The organism is Mesorhizobium sp. M0991 (assembly GCF_040318915.1).
In the GTDB taxonomy this organism is placed as follows: domain Bacteria; phylum Pseudomonadota; class Alphaproteobacteria; order Rhizobiales; family Rhizobiaceae; genus Mesorhizobium.
In genome coordinates this window covers 41,267-62,308 of sequence record NZ_JAMYNE010000028.1, presented here as the reverse complement: position 1 = coordinate 62,308, position 21,042 = coordinate 41,267, and the positions used below count along the sequence as shown (strand labels likewise).

Below are 21,042 nucleotides of genomic sequence, written 5' to 3'. Positions count from 1 at the left end.
CCGCCGGAGTCGCACCAGAATCCGGGGATGGATGAAAACTACAAATATGGCGAGCGCAGCGGCCTGCAGCTCGTGCGCATGGCGATCGAGCTGACCTGTCCGGCCGGCGTGCTGCCAAGCGAGGAACCGGTGAACGTGCTCTACGGCCCCCGCCCCGTGCACGAGGGCGAGGCTCTGGCCAAGGCCATAATCGAAACAGTCGAACGGCTGACCCGGTAGGATTATTTCTCATCCCAAAAATCTTGCAACGATGCGTGTCGTAAGTCCTCCTCGCCCCTGAGGTGCTTCACGCGGGCTTTGATCCCCGGCTTGACCCATTGCGTCGCTGGCCGCTTCATGCCCTTGGGCGGTGGCCCCGCATGTTCCTGGGCCCGTTTCCATAGCCGCTCGCGGATCGCTCGGCTCGAATTGATGAAAGCAGGTCCGACATATTTGCGCGTGCCGATCTCACCCATCAGGGCGAAGGCTGGCTTGCCCGCCTCGCGCTCGACGCCGAGCAGTTCATATTCCTCAACGGTGTAGCACTTCACTTTCAGCCAGTTGATCGACCGCCCGCTGCGATACTTACTGCGACGGCGCTTGGAGACCATCCCCTCCAGACCGGCCTTATCAAGTAGATGAAAGATAGCTTTGGCCTCCCCCGGAAGAGCTTCACTGAATTGGATGCGACTTGCCGCAGGGATCAAGCCAACCAGCAGTTCGCGCCGATGTTCAAGGGGCACGTCGCGTAGGTCATGACCGTTGAGGTGCAGGAGATCGAAGGCGACGAAATAGAGGTCATGTTGGCGACGGGTAATCGCCTTCCGCAAAGCAGCGTAATCGGCGAGACCAGCTTCATTCGGAACGATGATTTCCCCATCTATGATGGCGCTGTCGACAACAAGTCCTTTGGCCGTCTCGACCAGGTCGGGATACTTCGCCGTCCAGTCCATTCCGTTGCGCGTGAAGATTCGCGTGCCCGCTTCGTCGATGATGACCTGCGAGCGGTAGCCGTCGAACTTGACCTCGTGGATCCAGTCGCCTCCTTCTGGAGGCTTATCCACCAAGGTCGGCATCAACGGCTCTACAAACGGCAAAGGCATGAACGGCACTCACGAGACCGCCATTCAATCCTTCTGGTTATATTAGGTTCCAGAAATATACGCTGTGGGCAACAATCCGCATCCACTGACGTTGCGGTGCCGTCGAGCTTGACCTCGTGAATCCAGTGTTCGCCCTCGGGCGGCTTTGAAACCAGCTTGGGCTGCATCGGCGGAATGAAGTCGAGGCGGCCCTTGCACTCACTGGTTTACGCACGGAATCAGTCTAGGCCCGATCGCACTGGCGCCTAGGGGAACGTACCATGATCATTTTATTAAATTAGCAATGATGCATGAACGGGCGTATTATCCGGCCCAGCTGGGGCGAACGCTCTCAGCCGGTAGGTAGGCCCAGCGGCCAATCGTCCCCCAAATGCCGTCGGGCTATCCCAACAGGTTATGATGGGTGACGACGTGAGACGGGATAAGCACAATCCGCCAACTATGAAGGGCAAAATCCACGGGTCGCCGGACAACGACGAACCGGGGCATTTGGAGTTCTGTCCAATGTGCGGGCAGACATTCGACAAGCGAAACCTTGTCGAAGTGCTGCATCATCACCTTCCCGAGCATGAGCCGTTCGCGATGGATAGGTGACGGACGTAGAAGCCGCCCCGGTTTTCCCGCCGCACGTGCCAGGACGGAATTCGAACTGAACCGCATAGCGCGCCGGGGGGGCACGCGAGCCACTCATCCCCCGCTCAGAAATTTCTACCAAACATTCCCGAGGAACAAGTCCGGCTCCTCGCTGGTTCGTTGTATGTAGCATGCAGGCTCGGCCAATGGTTGAGGTCGACAAAAGGAAGCAGAAGGTTATCGCCGGCCTTATACGACGGTGGATCACGTCAGAAGCCATCCGCGACTACCTTCGCAAGGCGCTAAATCTTCCCCTAGAAGAGGGGCTGCCGGATGAGCATAGGTCTTTGCTTGATGAAATCGATCAGGCCGACAACGAGTGAGTACGTGTTGGCCGTGAACTGCCCACGATGTTTGGTTAAAAACGTACGTGGCCAGACTCATCGTCCCCATCGGCTTATAGTTATTCTTCCGAAAGGGGAGGCTTCCATGCTACCATTACCCCACGCCGTCGATCCAAAGGTAGTTGCTGAGATCAATAGTCTGCTAGCCCATCACGCCGGGGCGGTGCCGGTCCCCGTTCACAAACTCGCGGCGGTTGTCCGGCTGCGCCTTAAAAGCCATCTTTCCATCGCGACTATCGAGGAGCTGATCGTGGACGAAGCCGAGTGTCGCCATCTGCCCATGCTGTTCGAACTGCCGGGAACGGAAGCGGCTGTAGTTTCATCCGCTCTGGGTCGTGCGACTTGAAGCCTAGGCGATTTGGCATTGGGCTCGGCTAGAGGGAGCCCGCCGCGTCCGCCCCCAATGGGAACAGTCTATGACCAGCAGCAGCTCAATGAGTGGCATTGCCTATCCTGGCGACCTGATTCTGTTGAAGCAGGTCTTTGATCGTGTATGCGCCGAGGAAAGCATTCCAGTAGGAAGCGAGCGGGCGGGGCGCCTGAGCGTGAGCGCTATGGAACTCTTCTCGGAGGGCGAGTTCGAGGAGGCAGTTCTTTATGAACGCCTTCGACTTTATGCCCAATTGTAGCGCGGAAAGTCTCCCGTCATCAGGAAATCCTGACGAGCGTTGTCGCTCGGTATGAAATCCTTATGTCGATACAGGACAGGATCGTTGAACGCGACCGGCGCTTCGGTGAACCTGCCGAAACGGACGAAGCCGTTTTGAAGTGGCTGTTGATCTCACTAGGGAGATCGGGCCGACGTTCTAGTTTCCACTCTAGTCGGAGGTCCGCCGCCTCGAAGGGATGGCGACGGACCCCGACAGTGGCTGCACCGAGACGGATCGACCGCTGCGAGTCCTTGACCGGGGAGGGCTGCATTTGTTCACTAAATGCGTGTGGCGCTGCGACTGTGTGGGCAGCCTGATCCTGCCGCCCTAAGTTCCCCTCATGGCAAACCATTGGTTCTCCCCTCCGGTGTACGTCAGGACTGAAGGTCCCAATGTGACGTACCACGTCAACAACGCAGTGGCAGGAGTTAAGGAACTCCTGAAGTGGACCAACCGTCGCCCTCAGTGAAACTTGGCGGTGCATGTTTGCCTCGCTGTGATTATTCCGGCACTACAAGAGCGGGGACAGCCTTCCGGCCCCTTCCGTTCGCTTTCGTACATCGAATTGATCCTTAAGACCACGGTAGTATCATCGAACCCTTACAACCGGGGGGTTAGATGGGCGTTGCAAGGATCAATCCAGTTTTGGAGCAGGCAATTGATGCAGTCCTCAACAGGGCTGACTGGGAGGACACAATATCGATTTCTGTCGCGTTACGCCGGGTTCGGGAGGCGGCACCTCATTTGGTCGCGACAGACCAAGAGATAAGAGACGCCATAGTCGAAGTTGCCGATGCCCTTCGGCTGTCAATAGCGGACAATGACACGTAGAATCCACTGGCATTTCCCGACGGCTCAGAAATCCATCTGACCAAGAAGAGACCCAAGTGTAAGAAGGCTGTGCAGCTCTGCACAGAGGCATTGGCGGGCACCAGAAGAGGCACGTATGGCCTTCGAGGCTGCGAAGGAGGAGGGGATGCTACGGCCCTCAGTTTAGGGCTCGGTGTGCCCGATGTTCGGTCCCGCCTCCACATCGTGTCGCGTGCCCCTCATGGGAACATCGCCAAGGACGGATGAGCATCGCGTGCCGCAGCCTTCCGACTGATCCTTCGCGGCAATTGCCGTCACGACTAAACCGAATGCAAGCGAAATGGCGAGGGCGACACCCATTGGGAGATGATGCATGCCTGCCCGCCTACCGAGCGCTTCGAAGACGGTCGATAAACATTGGAGACAGTCCCATCACGGCCTCAAACAGGCCTAACGAACCGCTATGCGGCGTCATCGATTGAAGCGATTGAGGGAAGATGAAACCCTTTAGCCGCCCTATTGCAGAGCCGGGGGACTAGCTACCCACAGAAGCAGGGCAACGCCGGCCCCGTAGGGAACCAGAACGACCGCCAGCGCTACCCAAAAGCCGGGGTCCGCCAAAACAGCCATTTCACTGCGAAGCTGTTCCATCGCGTGTTTCCAAGGAGGGTGTTTTCTCAGCCTTCAGCCGCTGCTCCCGGAGCCGAGCCGTCTTTGCGTCTCGGGCCGCGCGCTCGACATCGATTAATGACCGTGCAGCATCTGACGTGCGCTGCTCTCTCTCATCTATGTCCAAGTGGCCAAGCGTCGCAGTCCTATCTTTTTGCGTGCCTCTGACCGGAGGGCACGCTGCTGCTTGATCAAATCGTGAATCGCAGACGAGTGTTCCACCAGGACCACAAAAAAGTCCCGCCGCACATGCCCCGTGACGGCGGGACCCGATCAAGTGACTTGCCAAGCTGGGGGATGCGGGGGGTGGGCTTGCCCGGTGCACGCAGACCGTCAGGGACTTTAGGCTCATCATCTGCAACGCGTCCACCAACCGTCAGTTGGAAGGAAATTCGGCCACCGACAGATCGGTCATCCCCGGATCGCTGTGGCCAGCAACCGTGCCAGTGACGGCCGTTTTGTATTTTACCCGTCGTACGATTGAAGCGACTGGAGGACTTCCCGACGGAGCTGAGGCTCGTGGCTCCAATGAAACTACTAACAGTCGCGGGCACTATAGAAGCTCGCCGCAAATAGGAACGCCGTCCACTGAGGGATTTTTCCTGCGCTTGTTTGATGTAGCAGCACGTCTATGCCCTCGGTTGCGCCTTCAGACCACGCTACGCTTCAAAGTATCGCTGATCTGCGTTGCTGCCCATGTGCCACCGCGAGCCGTCGGGATACCCCGCGCATTGAGGCCGGCGGCCGTTTTCCGCATGGATGCGCCCGTTGCCTGAATTTGTCTGATAATAGGCAGGACGTTGGATGCGAAGCCGTCGGCAATGGCCGTACGGCGCTCTGCAGCGGCTTTCTGAGCCTTGCGGATCTTGCCGACTGATTCTTACAGACACGATCATCAATCTCGAATTGGACATGATCGATGAGCCTTGGCGCACGGTGACGAAGCTGACGGGGATGGCTCACCCGCACGGGCGGACCTTCCTTGGCATGCGGCTGCCAATTCTCCTGCATCGGCAGAAAGCACGGGCAGTAATAGGCAAACTCCAGTCGTGGCAACCGCGGCGGGTGTTTCTCAGTCACGGCCGCTGCTTTGATGCGAATGAAGACGAGATTGTCCGTAGAATATTCGGAAAGACGGCTTGGTGAGGCAGTGGTTTGGGGGAAGCCAAATGTCCATTTCGGCTCGGCTCCGCCGCTCGCCCCGATCGCTTTAATGACCGCCCCTGGCGCTCCTTGCTCGTTTCGCGGATGCCCACGAGGATCAGCTCGCAGCGTGACTTGTAGGACGTCATCGGCGGCCTTGCGTTCCTTTCATTCGGATGCTGACGATAGCGACCCGGGATGATCTGACCAGTTCCCGAAATCGTTGCGATGGGCGAAGCTAGTCTAGTGATCCAACCGTTGATTGGTGGACGCATTGCAACTGATGCGCCTATGGTCCCTGACGGTCCGCGCGCAACCGGGCAAGCCCACCCCCCGCATCCCCCCTGCCTGGTGCAAGTCGCTTGATCGGGTCCCGCCGTCCTGGCATGTGCGGCGGGACTTTTTACTGCTGTAACACCCGACCGGCGCGGCGGTTCATCTTAACGCAGCAAGTCTCTCACCGATCGGCCCGGCCGCGTCCTCTCCCGGAGGGGGCGGGCTTATTCGACGCTTATTTGACATTGACGCGGTGAGCGAAACCCCTCGTAAAATAGTACATTAGAAATCTGGAACGTAAATAAGGCAGAAAGCATTGTTGGTGCCATGGACAAGAACGATGGCGACAATCTCCCTGAATGGCTTCCGAGCGACCTGCCGGAGGATCCAGTGATCCGAGCGGATATCGCGACAAGGATTTCGAGAGAGACCGACGGCAAAAACTCGGCGACGAGGTGGCAATTGCCGTCACGGTCCTGCAGGCGGGCGCGATCATTGCCGTAGGTCTCGGCGGTCGTCAAGAGATCGCCAATTATGGAGAGGTTGCGAACTGCGCCCCGACCTACGCTTTGTTTCGGAACCGATTCGAACCAGCGATATTGAATCGAATTGTAGTGTCTGGAGTGAGGGGTGCATGCTTACCGAGCTTGGCGTTGGCCGGCTGTCCTTCATTGAATTCCAAATGCCCACGCTGGTCGATAAGCCACCTAAGGGAAGCGGATGGATTCACGAAATCAAGTATGATGGCTACCGCACACAGCTGATCATTCATTTGGGGCGGGTGCAGGCCTTCACACGAAACGGCTACAACTGGACCGACAGATACCTCCCGATCGTCCGCGCTGCGGCTGAGCTAAAAGCGAAGCTGGCAATCATCGATGGCGAAGCGACAGTGTTCGGCACCACCGGGCGTCCGGATTTCCAGGCGCTACGCGGGAACTTGGAAAGGCCGCGTCGACCAAGCTGGTCTTCCACGCCTTCGACCTCCTCCAGCTCAACGGCCAAGACCTGCGTGACGCTCCGCTCCTCGAACGCAAGCGGGCATTGCAAAGTCTGTTGAAAGACGCGCCCCCAGCGCTCGTCTATGTCGATCATCTGGAAGGTGACGGCCCGACTGTGTTTGCGCACGCGTGCGAAATGGGCCTTGAGGGAATTGTCTCGAAACGCGCGGATTCGCCTTACCGCTCCGGCCGGCAGGAGAGCTGGCTCAAGCTCAAATGCATTAAGAGCGACAATTTTCCGATTGTTGCCTTCGTTGAAAAACTGGGCGCCAGGCCCCGCAGGATTGCCTCGCTTTACCTCGGCCGCCGAGATGGCAATCGCGTCTACTATGCCGGCAAGGCGCAGAGCGGCTACAGCCTTAGCGACGCACGCGAAGTCCGCGAGCGCTTGGACCCGCTAATCGTTGACAAATCTCCGCTTGCCGAACCGATAGACAAACCCAAGGCGACTTGGGTACAGCCGACCGTCGAGGCCGAAGTCCAATACAGCGGGATTACCGATGACGGGCTGCTTCGCGAAGCCGTGTTCAAAGGGCTGCGGGATGATCTGAGCTTACCAGCCCACACGCCGTTGGTTCGCAAGACGCGGCCGTCCAGTGAAAGTTTCGGCGTCCCTCGCGAGAACATTCTGCAACTGCTGCCCGACGCCTTGGTGCCGTCGAAAGAGGAGCTGATGAGCTATTGGACGAAGGTGGCGAAAAAGGCGCTTGTCCACCTCGGCCGGCGCCCGCTCAAGCTGGTTCGCCACTCGCACGGGGTCACCTTCTATCATAAGGGCAGATTGCCCGACATTCCGGATACCGTGCACCAACTGCGTGTTCAGAAGCGCGAGGGTGGAGAAGGCGTGAGGCTGTGGGTCGATGATCTTGATGGCCTGCTTGGCTTGGTGGAAATAGGCGCTGTCGAGTTGCATCCCTGGAACGCCACCGTCGATGATATCGAGCATGCCGACCGGGTTGTCATCGATCTGGATCCTGGCGAAGGGGTCGAATGGGAGATGATCGTCGAGACGGCTCTGAAGGTCCGGGACATGCTGCGTTCGGAAGGACTCGATAGCTGGCCGAAGGTGACAGGCGGCAAGGGCCTGCATGTGATGGCGCCTCTGCAGGCCGTGATCACCCACGACGCCGCCCGGCAGTATGCCCGAAAGCTGGCGCAGCACTTGGTCAGCAAGCATCCCGATCGCTATCTTTTGTCGGCTGCGCCGTCGGCTCGTTGTGGGCGCATGTTTCTGGATTACCTCCGCAATGGCCGCGGCAACACAGCTGTCGGCGCTTACTCGCCTCGAGCCCGTTCAAGCTTTCCGATAGCCGCTCCAGTCACATGGACGCAGGTCGAAAAGGGAATTTTGCCAGACGCGTTTACGTTGGAGAGCCCATTTCGGCCGGCGAAGGCCTCCTGGACCACGCGGAAAAACCAATAGCAATCGCGAAGTGTTAGTCCCATGCGCGAAGGCCTTAACCGCCGGCGTCACTGCGGCCGCGGCAAGTGGCCGGCGTCATTGGGGCAGTTGGGTAGATGCCTAGTAGACGCCGGCCCAGCGGGTTGGGGTCCGCCACCGGGAATAATAATGGGTCTGGAAATTCAGTAACTCCGTGATCACGGAATACGAGCCTTTGCGGTCCCGTCCGTTATGTCGGCGGGCTGTACGGGATAGAAATCCGTCGCGAAATGGCTGGCAGTAAGTCCCTGCATCATCACAGCCGCCGCGGTGCGGTCGTCGATTTCGTCGGGAATCGGCACGAGAGCATCGGCCGGTATGGCCGCCCGCTCTGCATAGCTCCCTGCCGCGTAGACCCACGCAACACGGTCCCCAACTCGGACGTTCCCAGCTTCGTCACCAACTGACACGACGCGCCCGGCACCTTCCACGCCTAGAATCTTCGGGTCGAGCCTCTCTGTCCACGCTAGGCCGTGTCGCACGCCGATAAGCATGAAGTTCACGCCCGCTGCAGCGATCTCGACCAGCACCTGGCCGCGACCCGGTACAGGTTCCGGCCGTTCGACAAATTCCATCACCTCTGGCCCGCCCTGCGGGTCATTACGACTGCCTTCATTTCAACATTTCCTGTTGTTGACGGAACAAGCCAGAACTTGGCAAGATCGAAGGCGCCGCCTCACTGCAAGGCACGGCCAGCTAGTGCACGGCCGCCCTCTCAATCAGCCTCGCGACGGGTTCGGGATTTGAAACCATCACCACGTGTGAGGCCCCCTCGACTACGACGGTTTCTCGCGAGTGCGCTCGTGCAGCCATGAATGCGGAAGCCTGCGGAGGGATATTCCTGTCTTTGTCCCCATAGATGAACAACGCGGGTATCTTCTTCCAGGCCGGCGCGGTCTGGGGCTCCTTCAGCGCCGCTTCCGTGATGGGTCGCTGCGTCGCGGCCATCAGCTTCGCCTCGGCAACGGGAACGTCCGCTGCGAATTGATCGCGAAACTTGTCCTGCTGGATATAGAGATCCTTGCCGCCGCCTGAAAGCGGAACCGGCGGAGCGAGGGTGGGACCGAGCGTGCTGCCGGGAAACTTGCCCGCCAGCCCTGCAGCCGTTTCGCCGGCATCCGGTGCAAACGCCGCCACATAGACCAGTGCCTTGACGTTGGTGTTGTCGTTGACGGCTTCGCTGATGACCGAACCGCCATAGGAATGCCCCACCAAGACGACAGGCGACCCAATGCTTGAAAGGATATCGGAAATATACGCGGCGTCATTGGCAACACCCCGCAAGGGATTGGCGGCGGCCACTACGGAAAAGCCGTCCTTCTCGAGGATTTTGACGACGCCGTTCCAACTCGATGCGTCAGCAAACGCGCCATGAACCAGGACGACAGTGGGCTTAACGGGGGCGGGCTTTTCGGCCTGCGCGTAGGTGTTGCCCGATAAGGCCATGGCGATCGTCAATCCTGCCAGCAATCTTTTCATCATCTATTCTTTCGATGGTTTTGGTCGGAGTAGTTATTTCATCGCGATGGACGCAAGGCCAAAAGCGGGGGCGTTTCAGAGTGTCCCTCGGCCGAACCCGAGATGGAACGGACCTGTTGCGGAAAGTCCGTTGAGATGCTCAGCCCGCGCCACCTCTCGAGTTCTTCCAGTTTCGCGAGATCGGCCTGCTCGATGACCTTTACGGCGTCGCTACCGAGCAGTAGGCGCAGCGGCGGGCGGTTCATCGCGGCGATCTCGAGAATCACCTGCGCGGCCCGCGCCGGGTCGCCGGGCTGATGGTTGTTGTATGCCCGTTGCAGCCTGGCGGTTGCGCCGACGACCGAGTCATATTCGGGCCGGCCCTCCCGCAGCGAGGTCGAGGAGCCCGCGAAGTCGGTCCGGAAGCCTCCGGGTTCGATGACGGTGACCTTGACGCCGATCAGCGCCATTTCCAGCGAGAGCGCTTCGGAAAAACCCTCAACGCCCCACTTGGCGGCCGAATAGGGTGCGCGACCTGGCGCGCCCACGCGTCCGCCGACCGACGAGAACTGGATGATGTGGCCAGCGCGCTGTTCGCGCATGACTGGGATGACCGCCTTGGTCACGATGATCGTCCCGAACAGATTCGTTTCGATCTCCCTGCGGAAATCGTCCAGGTGCGTATCCTCTACTGAGTTGACGTTGCCATAGCCGGCATTGTTGACGAGGACGTCGAGGCCACCGAAGCTGTCCAGGGCCACGCGGACGGCTGCCTGTGCCGCAGCCGGGTCCGTAACGTCGAGCGCAACCGTTCGGACGGCATCACCGTAGCGCTCCGTGAGGTCAGCCAAATGCGCGGGCTCTCGTGCGGTCGCGACCACACGATGACCGGCGTCGAGGACCGCTTCCGAGAGGGCACGGCCGATGCCTCGCGAACTTCCCGTGACAAGCCATCTTTGCGACATGGCACTTTCTCCTTCGATAGGGTTACCTACCCTGCAGGGCGTTCACACAAAGACTCCCAGTGAGCCGGTTAGGGCGCGTAGCGCGTGAAGACGTAGTCATTGCCCTGGACCCGCGCCGCATGACAGGCAAAGCAGGTTTGATGCTGGGCCTCGTCAGCCGGCTTGCCATCGACAAATCTGCCGAAGCCCCATCTACCGGTGGTGGCATATTTCTTCGAGTCCTTGACCATTGTCTGAACCGTCGTAGCCGCGCCAGGAACGGAGGCGGATTCGAATTCGGACGATTGGACGTGTTTCCAGGCGAGCTTTGCCAGAACGGTCCCATCAGGGAACGGCAGGTGTTCCCTCGCGGTATGCGTTGATCGCCACGGGGTTGCCGAGGACCGCCCTAAGCTCGTTGAGGGGCTCTGCTTCCTCAGCCGGCGCGACCAGTTCCCATTGCCGATATCCCTCGGGGATGGTGACGCCATAGATCGGAGATGCAGCCTGCGGATTCGCACCCACATTCGAACCGGCCAACACCACGAAGCCGTATGACGCAAGGATCGCACCCAAACATGGCAGGAGATAATGAGGTTTCATCGGAAAGCTCCGCTTCATGGATCGTCAGAACTTGCCGACATCGATGACCGCCTGCGCAAAGGCCTGCGGTGCCTCCTGCGGCAGGTTGTGGCCAATACCACCTGAGATCAGTCGGTGTTCGTACTTGCCGGAGAACTTCTTGGCGTAGGCCGCCGGATCGGGATGCGGGGCGCCATTTGCGTCGCCTTCCATCGTGATCGTCGGCACACCGATCGTCGGCAACGCTGCAAGCTTCTTTTCCAAAGCATCATATTCTGGCTCGCCCGGTGCCAGACCGAGTCGCCAACGATAGTTGTGGATCGAAATGGCGACGTGGTCGGGATTGTCGAATGCGGCAGCGGACCGTTCGAAGGTGGCGTCGTCGAAGGCCCATTTCGGCGAGGCAAGCTCCCAGATCAGGCGGGCGAAATCCTGGGTGTACTTCTCATAACCCGCCCGTCCCCGTTCGGTGGCGAAGTAATATTGATACCACCATTGCAACTCGGCCTTCGGCGGCAGCGGCATCCGGTTCAACTCCTGACTGCCGATGAGATAGCCGCTGACGGAAACCATGGCCTTGCAGCGCTCAGGCCAGAGCGCGGCGATGATGTTGGTCGTTCGCGCGCCCCAATCATAGCCTGCGACCACCGCTTTTTGGATGTTCAGCGCATTCATCAAGGCAACGATGTCGGACGCAAGCGCCGCTTGCTGGCCGTTCCTGGGCGTTGCGTCCGACAGGAACCGGGTCGTGCCGTAGCCGCGCAGATATGGCACGATAACCCGGTACCCAGCGTCTGCAAGCAGTGGCGCGACGTCGACATAGCTGTAGATGTCATAGGGCCATCCGTGCAGAAGGATGACCGGGGGTCCATGCGCAGGACCGTCGTCGGCATATCCGACGTTCAGCGGGCCCGCGTCGATCTGCTTCAGTGGGGAGAACGAGGTCCGCGGCTTAACCGGGCGGGAAGCGGTCGTTTCCGTCCCGCTGCCCTGCGCTCCCGCAATACCGATCGCGCCGAGCTGCGCTGCGGCGACCGTCGCGGCAGCCATGCCGAAGAGATGACGACGATGATGGTCGATTTTTTCCGGGGTTCTGACTGCGTTCATTTGTGCACCGCCTTGTCGTAATGACATTTTGCTGAGAGTGGTCACGCTTGATCGATCAATGTGATCGATGGGCTAGACCAAGGTGATTGCGACTTCGATGTTGCCGCGCGTAGCTTTCGAGTAGGGGCAGGTCTGATGCGCCGCATCCACAACAGCCTGGGCAACGTCGCGGTCGAGCCCGGGCACGCTCACATTGAGCCGCGCACCGAGAAAGAAGGCGCCGTCGGCAACGTTCAGATCCACCTCCGCATCGATTGCGAGGCCAGCCGGCAGGATAATGTTCATCTTGCGGGCGGCGATTGCCATCGCTCCCTCGAAGCAGGCTGACCAGCCGGTCGCAAGCAGCTGTTCCGGATTGGTGCCCCCGCCTGGGCCGCCGGGCGTGGAAAGCCTGATGTCCAGTCGACCGTCGGAACTGCGCGACGTGCCATCCCTGCCGCCAGTGGTGCGGATTTTGGCGGTATACAACAGCTTTTCAGACTGGCTCACGATGTCTGTGTTCCTTGCAAAAGGGCACTAGGAAAATCGATGGAAAATTGCGCGTGGCTTCGCTATCCACGAGAGCGCAAGCACACGGTAAGGGCTTGCGTCCGAAGCGAGTCGCGCGGCACGAGCGATAACTACAGTGCAGGCATCATCATTCTCCCTGGGCTGGTCAGCGGAAGTTCTTGCTGCTTCGACACATAGAGAAGGATCGCCTGGAGCACCCGTTATGCACTATGATGCGGTGTTAGCGCTCGCCAGTGACCGCACGTCTTGGAACTAGGGCTGGGCCAGTATCATGCCCTGCCTCAAATCGTCGCTCGACGAAATCGGAGTTTCTGCGACACAGGTCTTGGACCTGGACCCGAGATTTGCCTAAGCCATCAGGAAACACGAAGAATGATGCCATGATATCGCCAGCCGCGCCGACGAGCGACAGGATATCGTTTGGTCACTTTACGCTGGCGGCGGGTGAGCGGCTCCTGCTGCGGCAAGGCGTGCCTGTCGATCTCGGCACGCGCTCTTTCGATATACTGGCAGCCTTGGCTGCGCGCCCCAACCAGATCGTCAGCAAGAAGGATCTGCTGGCCCAGGTCTGGCCCGACGTCACTGTCGAAGAAGGCAGTCTGCGGTTTCACATCGCCAACCTCAGAAAGGCGTTGGGCGACGGCAGAGACGGGGCACGCTACATCGCCACTCTGACGGGGCGAGGCTACTGCTTCGTGGCCCCCGTCTCGCGAGTGGATGGTCAAAACAGCGTGCAAAGCGAGGTCGTCGTCAGCTATCCGCAAGCCAACCTGCCAAGTCGCCTGATCCGGATGGTCGGCCGGACCGATGATACTATCGCACTTTCAACGCGACTGGCCGGCACGCGCTTCGTTACGGTCGTAGGCACGGGTGGGGTCGGCAAGACCACTGTTGCCGTGGCGGTGGGCCATGACCTAATCGAAGCATTCGCGGGTGCCGTACATTTCGTCGATCTCGGGGCGCTGAGTGATTCCAACCTGGTTGCTGCGACCGTAGCCTCGACGTTGGGGCTGCCTCTTCAGTCCGACGACCCGACATCCGGTCTGGTCGCCTATCTGGCGGACAAGCGAATCCTCCTGATCCTTGACACTTGCGAGCACGTCATCGACGCGGCGGCAGATCTGGCCGCCCGCATCTTCGCCACTGCACCGCAGGCCCACCTGCTGGCAACGAGCCGAGAGCCTCTTCAAGTCGAAGGCGAGTACATCTACAAGCTGGAGCCGCTTCTATGCGCGCCGGACGATCAGGACCTCGCCCCATCTGTGGCGCAGAGCTTCCCTGCAACCCAGCTGTTCCTGGAACGCGCCGCAGCGAGCGGAGCGCGCCTTGACCTCCAGGATGCGGACGCCGCCATCGTGGCCTCTATCTGCCGCAAGCTCGACGGCGTGCCGCTCGCGATCGAACTCGCAGCAGGAAGGGTTGCGAGTTACGGCCTGCAGAAAACCGCCGAACTTCTCGACGAGCGGCTGACGCTGTTGTGGCCGGGACAGCGTAGCGCGCCGCCCAGGCAGAAGACCCTCCAGGCCACGTTGGACTGGAGCTACGGACTGCTATCCGAGCTCGAGCGCCATTTGCTTCGTCGGCTCGCCGTTTTCGTTGGTCATTTTTCGATTGATGCCGTCCTGGACGTCGTGACGAGCGCGACCATCGATGACGCTCTCGTGTTTGGCACCATCGACAGCCTCATTGCCAAGTCGATGGTAGCGGCAAGACCCGCCGGAGCGACGATGCGTTACCGGCTCCTCGATACGACGCGGGCTTACGCCCTTCAGCTCGACGTCGACGATGCGGAACTCGAGAGCCTCGCCGAACGTCATGCGGCCCACTACCTGCGCTGGCTGGAGGAGACGCGAGCCGAGTGGCCGACTTTGTCGAGCGCCGTGCAACGGTCGCTTCACCTAGCGGGCTTGGCCAATGTGCGAACGGCTCTGGACTGGTGCTTCGGGCCCGACGGAAACACTGAAGTCGGCGTCCGCCTGGCTGCCGCGGCGGCTCCGGTTTTTCTGTCGATGTCTTTGCTCGCCGAATGCCATCGCTGGACGGCGCAGGCGGTCCTTGCCCTCGACGACACTACGGGCGGCGGCTTGGAGGAGATGCGTCTTCAGGCCGCCCTGGGGGTGTCCCTGATGTTCACGCGTGGCGGAAAGGATGCGGCGCGCGTGGCTTTGAACAGAAGCCTTGCCATTGCCGACAGGCGTGGCGACGCGCTCGATCAGCTTCAGATTCTTGGCCCGCTGCAAATGTTCCACCTGCGTAGGGGAGAGTTCACGTCTGCGCTGCACTATGCCGAGCGCTGTTCCGTCATCGCCGGAACCCTTGAGGACTCTGTCTCAACCACATTGGCGCATTCCCTGATGGGGATTTCGCTTCACCTCAGCGGAGAGCTCGATCGTGCCCAAATGGCGGTTGAAGCGGCGTTGCGATACGGGCCGCGCTCCGACCGGACCACGACGAACTATCTCGGTTTCGACGGCAGGATTTTAGCCAGCGCGATTCTGGCAAGGACACTCTGGCTGCAAGGCCATCCGGATCGGGCTCGGGAGCGCGCGCTCCTGACGATCAAGGATGCGGAAGTCCTGAACCATCCGCTGACGCTCTCCATTGCACTTGTCTGGGCAATTTCCGTGTTCCTCTGGGTTGGCGACCTGGAGAACGCGGAGGAACAGATCGATCGTCTTTCCTCGCGCGCCGAATTTCATTCCCTCGGCCCCTATCTTGCGCTTGGGCGCGGCTTCAAGGGGGAGCTGGCCATTCGTCGAGGCAACGCAAGCAGCGGTGTCGAAAGCCTTCGAAGCTGTCTTGCCGAGCTTCACGCCGCGCCATACGAATTGCTCACCACGCCGCTCAACGTAGCGTTCATTCAGGGCCTCGCCTCAACCGGCCGATCCGCGGAAGCGCTGTCACTGATCGATGAGACGATCCGGCAGGTCGAGGCAAACGGCGATCTTTGCTATATGCCGGAGCTGTTGCGGGTGAAAGGCAGTCATGTTCTCGCGGCTTTGCGAGCTGACTCCGACGAAGAAGTAGAATTGTGTTTTCGGCGATCGTTGGAACTCAGCAATCGTCAGGGCGCGCGTGCATGGGAGTTGCGGACCGCTGTCGACCTTGCTTCCCTGTTGGCCGCTCGCGGACAACGCGAGGGCGCCCGAGCACTTCTCGAGCCAATTTTCGCGCGATTTGGGGAGGGCTTGGAGACAGCAGACCTGCAGTCAGCCGCACTCCTGCTGGCGAGGCTGAGCTAGTCGACTTGAGCCTTCGCTAACCAACCCTGCCAGTCCGCCTCATGACAGCGGACATAAGGGCTGCCCAAGGTCCACCTGTCAGATCGATCTCGAGTCCGGACACGGCCAAGATGAAGTTGAAAGTACGCCGCTCTGACGCAGTTGACCGGCGCTGGCGTCGTACTTGGGATTATCACCAAAGGCACGCTCGATCCCTTTGGCGAATTGGAGCCGATTGAGCGGCTGTGCACACATCGGCCTCGACCTTGAAGCTGTTTCATCTACCCTGGTGACTTCGCCTCGAGTTGATTTGCTGGCCTCGCTTGACCTTGGATTTGCTGTGCCCGATTGAATGCGGGAAATCGTAGCTCGGGATGGAGGGGCTGACGCGGTCATCTGTCAGGCGCCTTCGCACTGCAGCGGTAAGCGCTACTTGGTCTCAAATGCCCCATCCCCCGCCGAGGGGGCCCAGCGGCTTGGCTGCGGGGGGAACTGTCAGCTAGAGGCCGCTGGGCCTTGACGACCAGCGAGCGTAAGAGGAGGTCCTGTGCTGGCTGCCAAAAACTTGCGCTCAAGGCCACGGAAAAGCATCATTCGAACGAACACTTGCGTCGAGACGAGGAGGGCAGTGAGGCGGTCGCCGGCGCTTTGAAGGTCTCCGGCAAGCCAAGGCGGCGGCTGTGCGTCGACAGAGAACGCCGAGATCATTCCCGGCGGTCGAGGCATGTTGCCCCGCGGCTCCTCCAGAATCCCGCAGCGGATTTCAGCAACGGTCAGCGAGGCGATGAACAAATCCTGGTCGCGCTGGCTCGACATCCATTCGAGACCGCATCGGGCAAGTCTTTTCACGTCCGGATACGCCCTGCTGCTTCGACAGCTCCTTTTGTCTTGCGGATTTAGGAATTCGAGCTTTTCGGTTGTTTCCGATCATCCATTTGGGGAAACGACGGATGCCGGCAAGCAAGGTTTTATGGGGCCAGATCCTCACCGCCTTTCTGATCATCGTCGCGACAACTTGGGGGGCGACGCAGTGGACGGCAGGGCGGCTCGGCTTTCAAAGCCAACTCGGTCCACCGTGGTTCGAACTGGCTGGACAGCCCGTTTATCCGCCGCCAGCCTTTTTCTGGTGGTGGTTTTTCTACGACGCCTACGCGCCGAAGGTCTTCTTGGAGGGCGCGGCGATTGCGGCGAGCGGCAGCCTCATGGCGATCGCCGCAGCGATCGGGATGTCGCTGTGGCGGGCGCGCGAGGCAAAGGACACCACGACCTACGGCTCGGCGCGCTGGGCGACGCGAGACGAAATCAAGGCCGCTGGGATGATCGGTCAGGATGGGGTGGTGCTGGGTATGTTGGACCGACACTATCTGCGTCATGACGGTCCGGAACACGTGCTATGTTTCGCACCGACCCGAAGCGGCAAAGGCGTCGGCCTGGTCGTGCCATCACTACTGACCTGGCCGGGTTCGGCAATCGTCCACGACATCAAAGGCGAAAACTGGGAACTGACGGCCGGATGGCGGGCCCGGTTCGGCCAAGTGCTTCTGTTCGACCCGACCAATGCTGAATCCGCAGCCTACAATCCTCTGCTGGAGGTGCGACGGGGCGAGTGGGAAGTTCGAGATGTGCAGAACGTGGCGGATGTTCTGGTCGACCCAGAAGGCACATTGGAACGCCGCAACCACTGGGAGAAGACCAGCCATGCGCTGCTGGTCGGCGCCATACTGCACGTGCTCTATGCGGAGAAAGACAAGACCCTCGCCGGCGTGGCGAATTTCCTTTCCGATCCACAGCGGCCAATCGAGACAACGCTGCGCGCCATGATGCTGACGCGGCATTTGGGTGATGCAGGCCCGCATCCCGTGGTGGCGTCGGCTGCACGGGAACTGCTCAACAAGTCCGAGAACGAGCGTTCCGGCGTGCTCTCGACGGCCATGAGTTTTCTGGGCCTCTACCGCGATCCAGTTGTGGCCAAGGTGACGTCATGCTGTGACTGGCGGATCGCAGACCTTGTCGAGGAGGCACGGCCGACGACGCTTTATCTGGTCGTGCCGCCATCGGACATCAGTCGCACAAAGCCGCTGATCCGACTTGTACTTAACCAGATCGGCCGCAGGCTCACCGAAGATCTTCACGCGAAGGATCACCGGCGGAGTCTTTTGATGATGCTGGACGAGTTTCCCGCGCTTGGCAGGCTCGATTTCTTCGAAAGCGCGCTGGCCTTCATGGCCGGCTACGGCATCAAGTCGTTCCTGATCGCACAATCGCTCAATCAGATCGAAAAGGCCTACGGACCGAACAATTCTGTCCTCGACAATTGTCATGTGCGGGTGAGCTTCGCCACCAATGACGAGAGGACAGCCAAGCGCATCTCAGACTCTCTGGGGACCGCGACCGAGTTGCGCGCCATGAAAAACTATGCGGGGCACAGATTGTCGCCCTGGCTCGGGCATCTAATGGTGTCGCGGCAGGAAACGGCGCGTGCACTGATGACGCCGGGCGAGATCATGCAGCTGCCGCCGACCGATGCGATCATCATGATCTCGGGCCAGTTCCCAATCCGTGCGAAGAAGGCACGCTACTTTGCCGACCCGCGTCTTGCCGAGCGTGTCTTGCCGCCACCAAGGACCGGAGGGACAACGCAAAACGCTCGCTCTGACGACTGGACCGACACGACACTTTTTGCTGAGCCGGAAGGGAAATCTCGCGAGCTGGGGCCTGCCAGGGATCAGCAGGACGAGGATCCGGCCAATGGCGGCATTCGCCGCCAGCCCGAGCTTCCCGAACACGAAGACATCGCGCCGGAGCGAACGGAACGGCGCGACGATGAGTTCGACCTCGACCGTGACGAGCCCGACGATGACGCTCTGCGTCGTCGCAGTGTCGATCAGGCTATGAGGCGCGCTGCACGCCAGGCCGCCCTTGACCCCAATGATGGCATTGAGCTTTGAGCGCATGAAGAACGCCAAGAAAAGACGTCTGTCTGCCTATCTCGACCCTGACGTAATGAGGGCGCTGGCAGATTACGCTGGGCGGCGCGAGGTCTCGCTGTCACTGGTCGCCGAGGCTGCGCTCGCGTCGTTCCTGTCGCCGGACGCCGAAGAACGAAAGCAAGCCGCGATAACTCGCCGCCTCGACCAGATCGATCGACGCGTGCAGCGGGTCGAGCGAGACGTCGGAATTGCTATTGAGACGCTAGCATTGTTCGTCCGTTTTTGGCTCAACTCGACTCCAGCCTTGCCGGAATCCGCGCAAGCGGAGGCGCGCGCCAAGGGCTTGCAGCGCTACGACAATTTCGTCGATGCGCTCGGTCGCCGGCTCAGTAAAGGCCCAAGGCTGAGGCAGGAGATAGCCGACGATGTCCCGCCAGCGCCGCCAGCGACTGGATGAGCTGCCGGCAAGACAGGCGCTTCAACAGGTGCCCGATTGGGGAGCCATTTTGCGCAGCTGATACCCATCAGATCACCTTTCATCGGAGTGGCGGGCCTCGGCATTCGTCTCCATAGTCGATCTCAGGCAGGCGGTGTGCGTTGCCGGATTTGAGTTCAGATGACCGCGCATGCTTGGTGAAATTTCGAGCCTCGCGCGCGCCGAAACGGTTCTTGCCCGGGCCGTAACCAAAGATTGCAGATGAAAATCGGTTTGAACTGCCCGGTGACAAAGAAGGCTTATTGACAGCATCGCTGTCGAAACCGGACATCGAGCCACAACCGATGCCCAGGGCTTCTTCTCAGGCGCAATAACTTTGAAACAAATCCTGCCGGCAGGCGTTCCAGCATGGCGGGCGGCGTTGCCGGAGGACCCAATGCCCGACGAATACAATGACATCGTCATCCCCCAAAACCACGATGCATCGCCACTTCGGGAGGAGGAGTATTTCGTCGTCTGCCCGGCGTGCGGCCAGGCGTTCGACATCAGGTGTATGGCAGAGGCGCTTCATCACAACGAGCTGGGCCACGAGCCCTACGACCTCGACTCGTAGGCGGCGGTTACCGACGACCGTCGACGAAGGTCGATCCTGGTCGAGACGAACACCGAGGCTAGTTCTCGCTCTTCTGGCTGGCATTACGGTCTGATCGGCTTACAACGAATCCCCGTCGCGAGGGCGGAGCTTCGCCGGAACGCAATGTCGTGACAGATACCTTGCGGGCTTTCAGCGACGACTTGATTGCCGTTGTGGTTGTTATCGATGTGACGCGGCCCGACCGGGTTGTTAAGCCAGGGCGAGGACGCTTATTCCACCGCAACCATGTCGCCCAGTTCCGTCACGACGCTTCGAAGCAGACCTATTGCCGGCATCGGGGCCGGGACGAACATGTGATCTCCATAATGGGTACGAGCCGGAGCCCATCGCGGTTGAACTCGCCGACCGGCGACCAGGCGGTCATTCTAAAGAAAGGTTACCGTTGAGCGGGATGCCCGCGTTGCCTTCACACGAAATGTGCTGGGCGTCTCCTTTCACAGCGCACACAAGCGACGCGTCCCGGACGGGCGCGCCGCCTGTTGCCGAGAGCGACGATCGCGAATGCGCGAACGCTGGGTGTCAGGTCGCGATAGGGCCAGATCTGACTTGCTTCACTAGTAATCCGAAGACGCCAGCGACGCACTAGGTGAACTCGTGCCCTAGCAGTCGAGCCCATTTATCCCTTCGTCCGCCCATATTCCGGCTGGACAGCGCCGCACCCTTAGGCTGTTCAAAGGCGCTTGCATTTCCCCTAGGCGCACACCGGCCATTGTATCGCCGGAGCGGCAACCCGCTGAAGTCCGGCGGTGCTTTCTCAGCCGAGTGATCGCCGACTTGTCGACCGTGATCACCCCGCCGCAGTCAATCCGCACAGTGAGTTTGTTCGCCGCGCGATCGATGCGGGTAACGTCCCCAACAAGAACCACTCGGTCGCCGGCCCGGACTTTGGGCGGTGGATCAATCGTGTAAGGATGGTCATACGAAGGAATGCTCACCCTGGCGCGCCCGCTGGGGAGAATCGTGATGACGATACCTGTCAGCGCAACCTCATCGCCGACCTCAAATTCGCGAGGCATGTTAACGTGCAGCATGGTCTTCCTCCCGATGCTTTCCTAATTCACGCTTTGCTAAATTAATGCCCGGCCAACCGGGTTGGTTGCTTGCAATCGACTTCGTACGGTTCCGCACAATTCCAAGCTGGTATGCACAC

Annotated in this window: 17 protein-coding genes and 3 pseudogenes; 9 read left to right on the top strand and 11 right to left on the bottom strand. The window is 60.2% G+C overall.

Annotated features, from left to right (window positions below; genetic code table 11):
• The first annotated feature begins 27 nt into the window (after window positions 1-27).
• Complete coding sequence (locus tag NKH70_RS28670) at window positions 28-219, top strand: hypothetical protein (protein ID WP_352716663.1); 192 nt, start codon at window positions 28-30, stop codon at window positions 217-219.
• A gap of 2 nt (window positions 220-221) precedes the next feature.
• Here the strand turns inward: NKH70_RS28670 and NKH70_RS28665 are convergent, their stop codons facing one another.
• Complete coding sequence (locus NKH70_RS28665; protein ID WP_352912384.1) at window positions 222-1,082, bottom strand: ATP-dependent DNA ligase; 861 nt, start codon at window positions 1,080-1,082, stop codon at window positions 222-224.
• Between the two features lie 779 nt (window positions 1,083-1,861).
• Between NKH70_RS28665 and NKH70_RS28660 the strand changes: the two genes are divergently transcribed.
• The 3 genes from NKH70_RS28660 (at window position 1,862) to NKH70_RS28650 (ending at window position 2,688) form a co-directional block, all read left to right on the top strand.
• Window positions 1,862-2,038, top strand: a complete 177-nt coding sequence (locus tag NKH70_RS28660; protein WP_352716666.1) for a hypothetical protein — start codon at window positions 1,862-1,864, stop codon at window positions 2,036-2,038.
• 106 nt (window positions 2,039-2,144) lie between these two features.
• The gene (locus tag NKH70_RS28655; protein WP_352716668.1) at window positions 2,145-2,405 is read left to right on the top strand and encodes a hypothetical protein; all 261 of its coding nucleotides are present in this window, start codon (window positions 2,145-2,147) and stop codon (window positions 2,403-2,405) included.
• Window positions 2,406-2,475: 70 nt separating this feature from the next.
• Entirely contained in the window at window positions 2,476-2,688 is a 213-nt protein-coding gene (locus NKH70_RS28650; RefSeq protein ID WP_352716669.1) for a hypothetical protein, read from the top strand.
• Between the two features lie 2,149 nt (window positions 2,689-4,837).
• Here the strand turns inward: NKH70_RS28650 and NKH70_RS28645 are convergent.
• Window positions 4,838-4,966, bottom strand: a complete 129-nt coding sequence (locus NKH70_RS28645) for a recombinase family protein (RefSeq protein ID WP_352912462.1) — start codon at window positions 4,964-4,966, stop codon at window positions 4,838-4,840.
• A 1,275-nt stretch (window positions 4,967-6,241) separates the two neighbouring features.
• Here NKH70_RS28645 and ligD point away from each other — a divergent pair.
• Window positions 6,242-8,031, top strand: a pseudogene (gene ligD, locus NKH70_RS28640) (DNA ligase D).
• Window positions 8,032-8,240: 209 nt separating this feature from the next.
• On the opposite strand, the pseudogene NKH70_RS28635 reads toward ligD, so the two are convergent.
• From NKH70_RS28635 to NKH70_RS28610, 6 genes and pseudogenes are all read right to left on the bottom strand, one after another.
• Window positions 8,241-8,665: pseudogene (locus tag NKH70_RS28635) on the bottom strand (alcohol dehydrogenase catalytic domain-containing protein); the annotation flags it as partial.
• A gap of 80 nt (window positions 8,666-8,745) precedes the next feature.
• Entirely contained in the window at window positions 8,746-9,528 is a 783-nt protein-coding gene (locus NKH70_RS28630; protein ID WP_502908419.1) for an alpha/beta fold hydrolase, read from the bottom strand.
• A 38-nt stretch (window positions 9,529-9,566) separates the two neighbouring features.
• Complete coding sequence (locus NKH70_RS28625; protein ID WP_352912380.1) at window positions 9,567-10,472, bottom strand: oxidoreductase; 906 nt, start codon at window positions 10,470-10,472, stop codon at window positions 9,567-9,569.
• A gap of 68 nt (window positions 10,473-10,540) precedes the next feature.
• A pseudogene (locus NKH70_RS28620) lies at window positions 10,541-11,054 on the bottom strand (cytochrome P460 family protein).
• A gap of 24 nt (window positions 11,055-11,078) precedes the next feature.
• Window positions 11,079-12,140: an alpha/beta fold hydrolase gene (locus NKH70_RS28615; RefSeq protein ID WP_352979336.1), complete on the bottom strand. Its 1,062-nt coding sequence runs from the start codon at window positions 12,138-12,140 to the stop codon at window positions 11,079-11,081.
• Window positions 12,141-12,212: 72 nt separating this feature from the next.
• Window positions 12,213-12,629: an organic hydroperoxide resistance protein gene (locus tag NKH70_RS28610; protein ID WP_352912377.1), complete on the bottom strand. Its 417-nt coding sequence runs from the start codon at window positions 12,627-12,629 to the stop codon at window positions 12,213-12,215.
• Window positions 12,630-13,030: 401 nt separating this feature from the next.
• Between NKH70_RS28610 and NKH70_RS28605 the strand changes: the two genes are divergently transcribed.
• Complete coding sequence (locus NKH70_RS28605) at window positions 13,031-15,892, top strand: ATP-binding protein (RefSeq protein WP_352912375.1); 2,862 nt, start codon at window positions 13,031-13,033, stop codon at window positions 15,890-15,892.
• Window positions 15,893-16,366: 474 nt separating this feature from the next.
• Here NKH70_RS28605 and NKH70_RS28600 read toward each other — a convergent pair whose 3' ends face one another.
• A complete protein-coding gene (locus NKH70_RS28600) occupies window positions 16,367-16,687 on the bottom strand; it encodes a hypothetical protein (protein WP_352912460.1) in 321 nt (106 codons plus the stop codon).
• Window positions 16,688-16,821: 134 nt separating this feature from the next.
• Between NKH70_RS28600 and NKH70_RS28595 the strand changes: the two genes are divergently transcribed.
• Together NKH70_RS28595 and NKH70_RS28590 are read left to right on the top strand one after the other, a co-directional pair.
• Window positions 16,822-18,819, top strand: a complete 1,998-nt coding sequence (locus tag NKH70_RS28595) for a conjugal transfer protein TraG (RefSeq protein ID WP_352912373.1) — start codon at window positions 16,822-16,824, stop codon at window positions 18,817-18,819.
• Window positions 18,803-19,258: a CopG family transcriptional regulator gene (locus NKH70_RS28590; protein ID WP_352661268.1), complete on the top strand. Its 456-nt coding sequence runs from the start codon at window positions 18,803-18,805 to the stop codon at window positions 19,256-19,258. Before NKH70_RS28595 ends, NKH70_RS28590 begins: the two co-directional genes overlap by 17 nt.
• 79 nt (window positions 19,259-19,337) lie before the next feature.
• On the opposite strand, the gene NKH70_RS28585 is transcribed toward NKH70_RS28590, so the two are convergent.
• Window positions 19,338-19,568: a hypothetical protein gene (locus NKH70_RS28585; protein WP_352912372.1), complete on the bottom strand. Its 231-nt coding sequence runs from the start codon at window positions 19,566-19,568 to the stop codon at window positions 19,338-19,340.
• A gap of 105 nt (window positions 19,569-19,673) precedes the next feature.
• Here NKH70_RS28585 and NKH70_RS28580 point away from each other — a divergent pair, with 105 nt between their 5' ends.
• A complete protein-coding gene (locus tag NKH70_RS28580) occupies window positions 19,674-19,850 on the top strand; it encodes a hypothetical protein (RefSeq protein ID WP_352912370.1) in 177 nt (58 codons plus the stop codon).
• A gap of 641 nt (window positions 19,851-20,491) precedes the next feature.
• Here the strand turns inward: NKH70_RS28580 and NKH70_RS28575 are convergent.
• Complete coding sequence (locus tag NKH70_RS28575) at window positions 20,492-20,923, bottom strand: hypothetical protein (protein ID WP_352912368.1); 432 nt, start codon at window positions 20,921-20,923, stop codon at window positions 20,492-20,494.
• Between the last annotated feature and the right edge of the window lie 119 nt (window positions 20,924-21,042).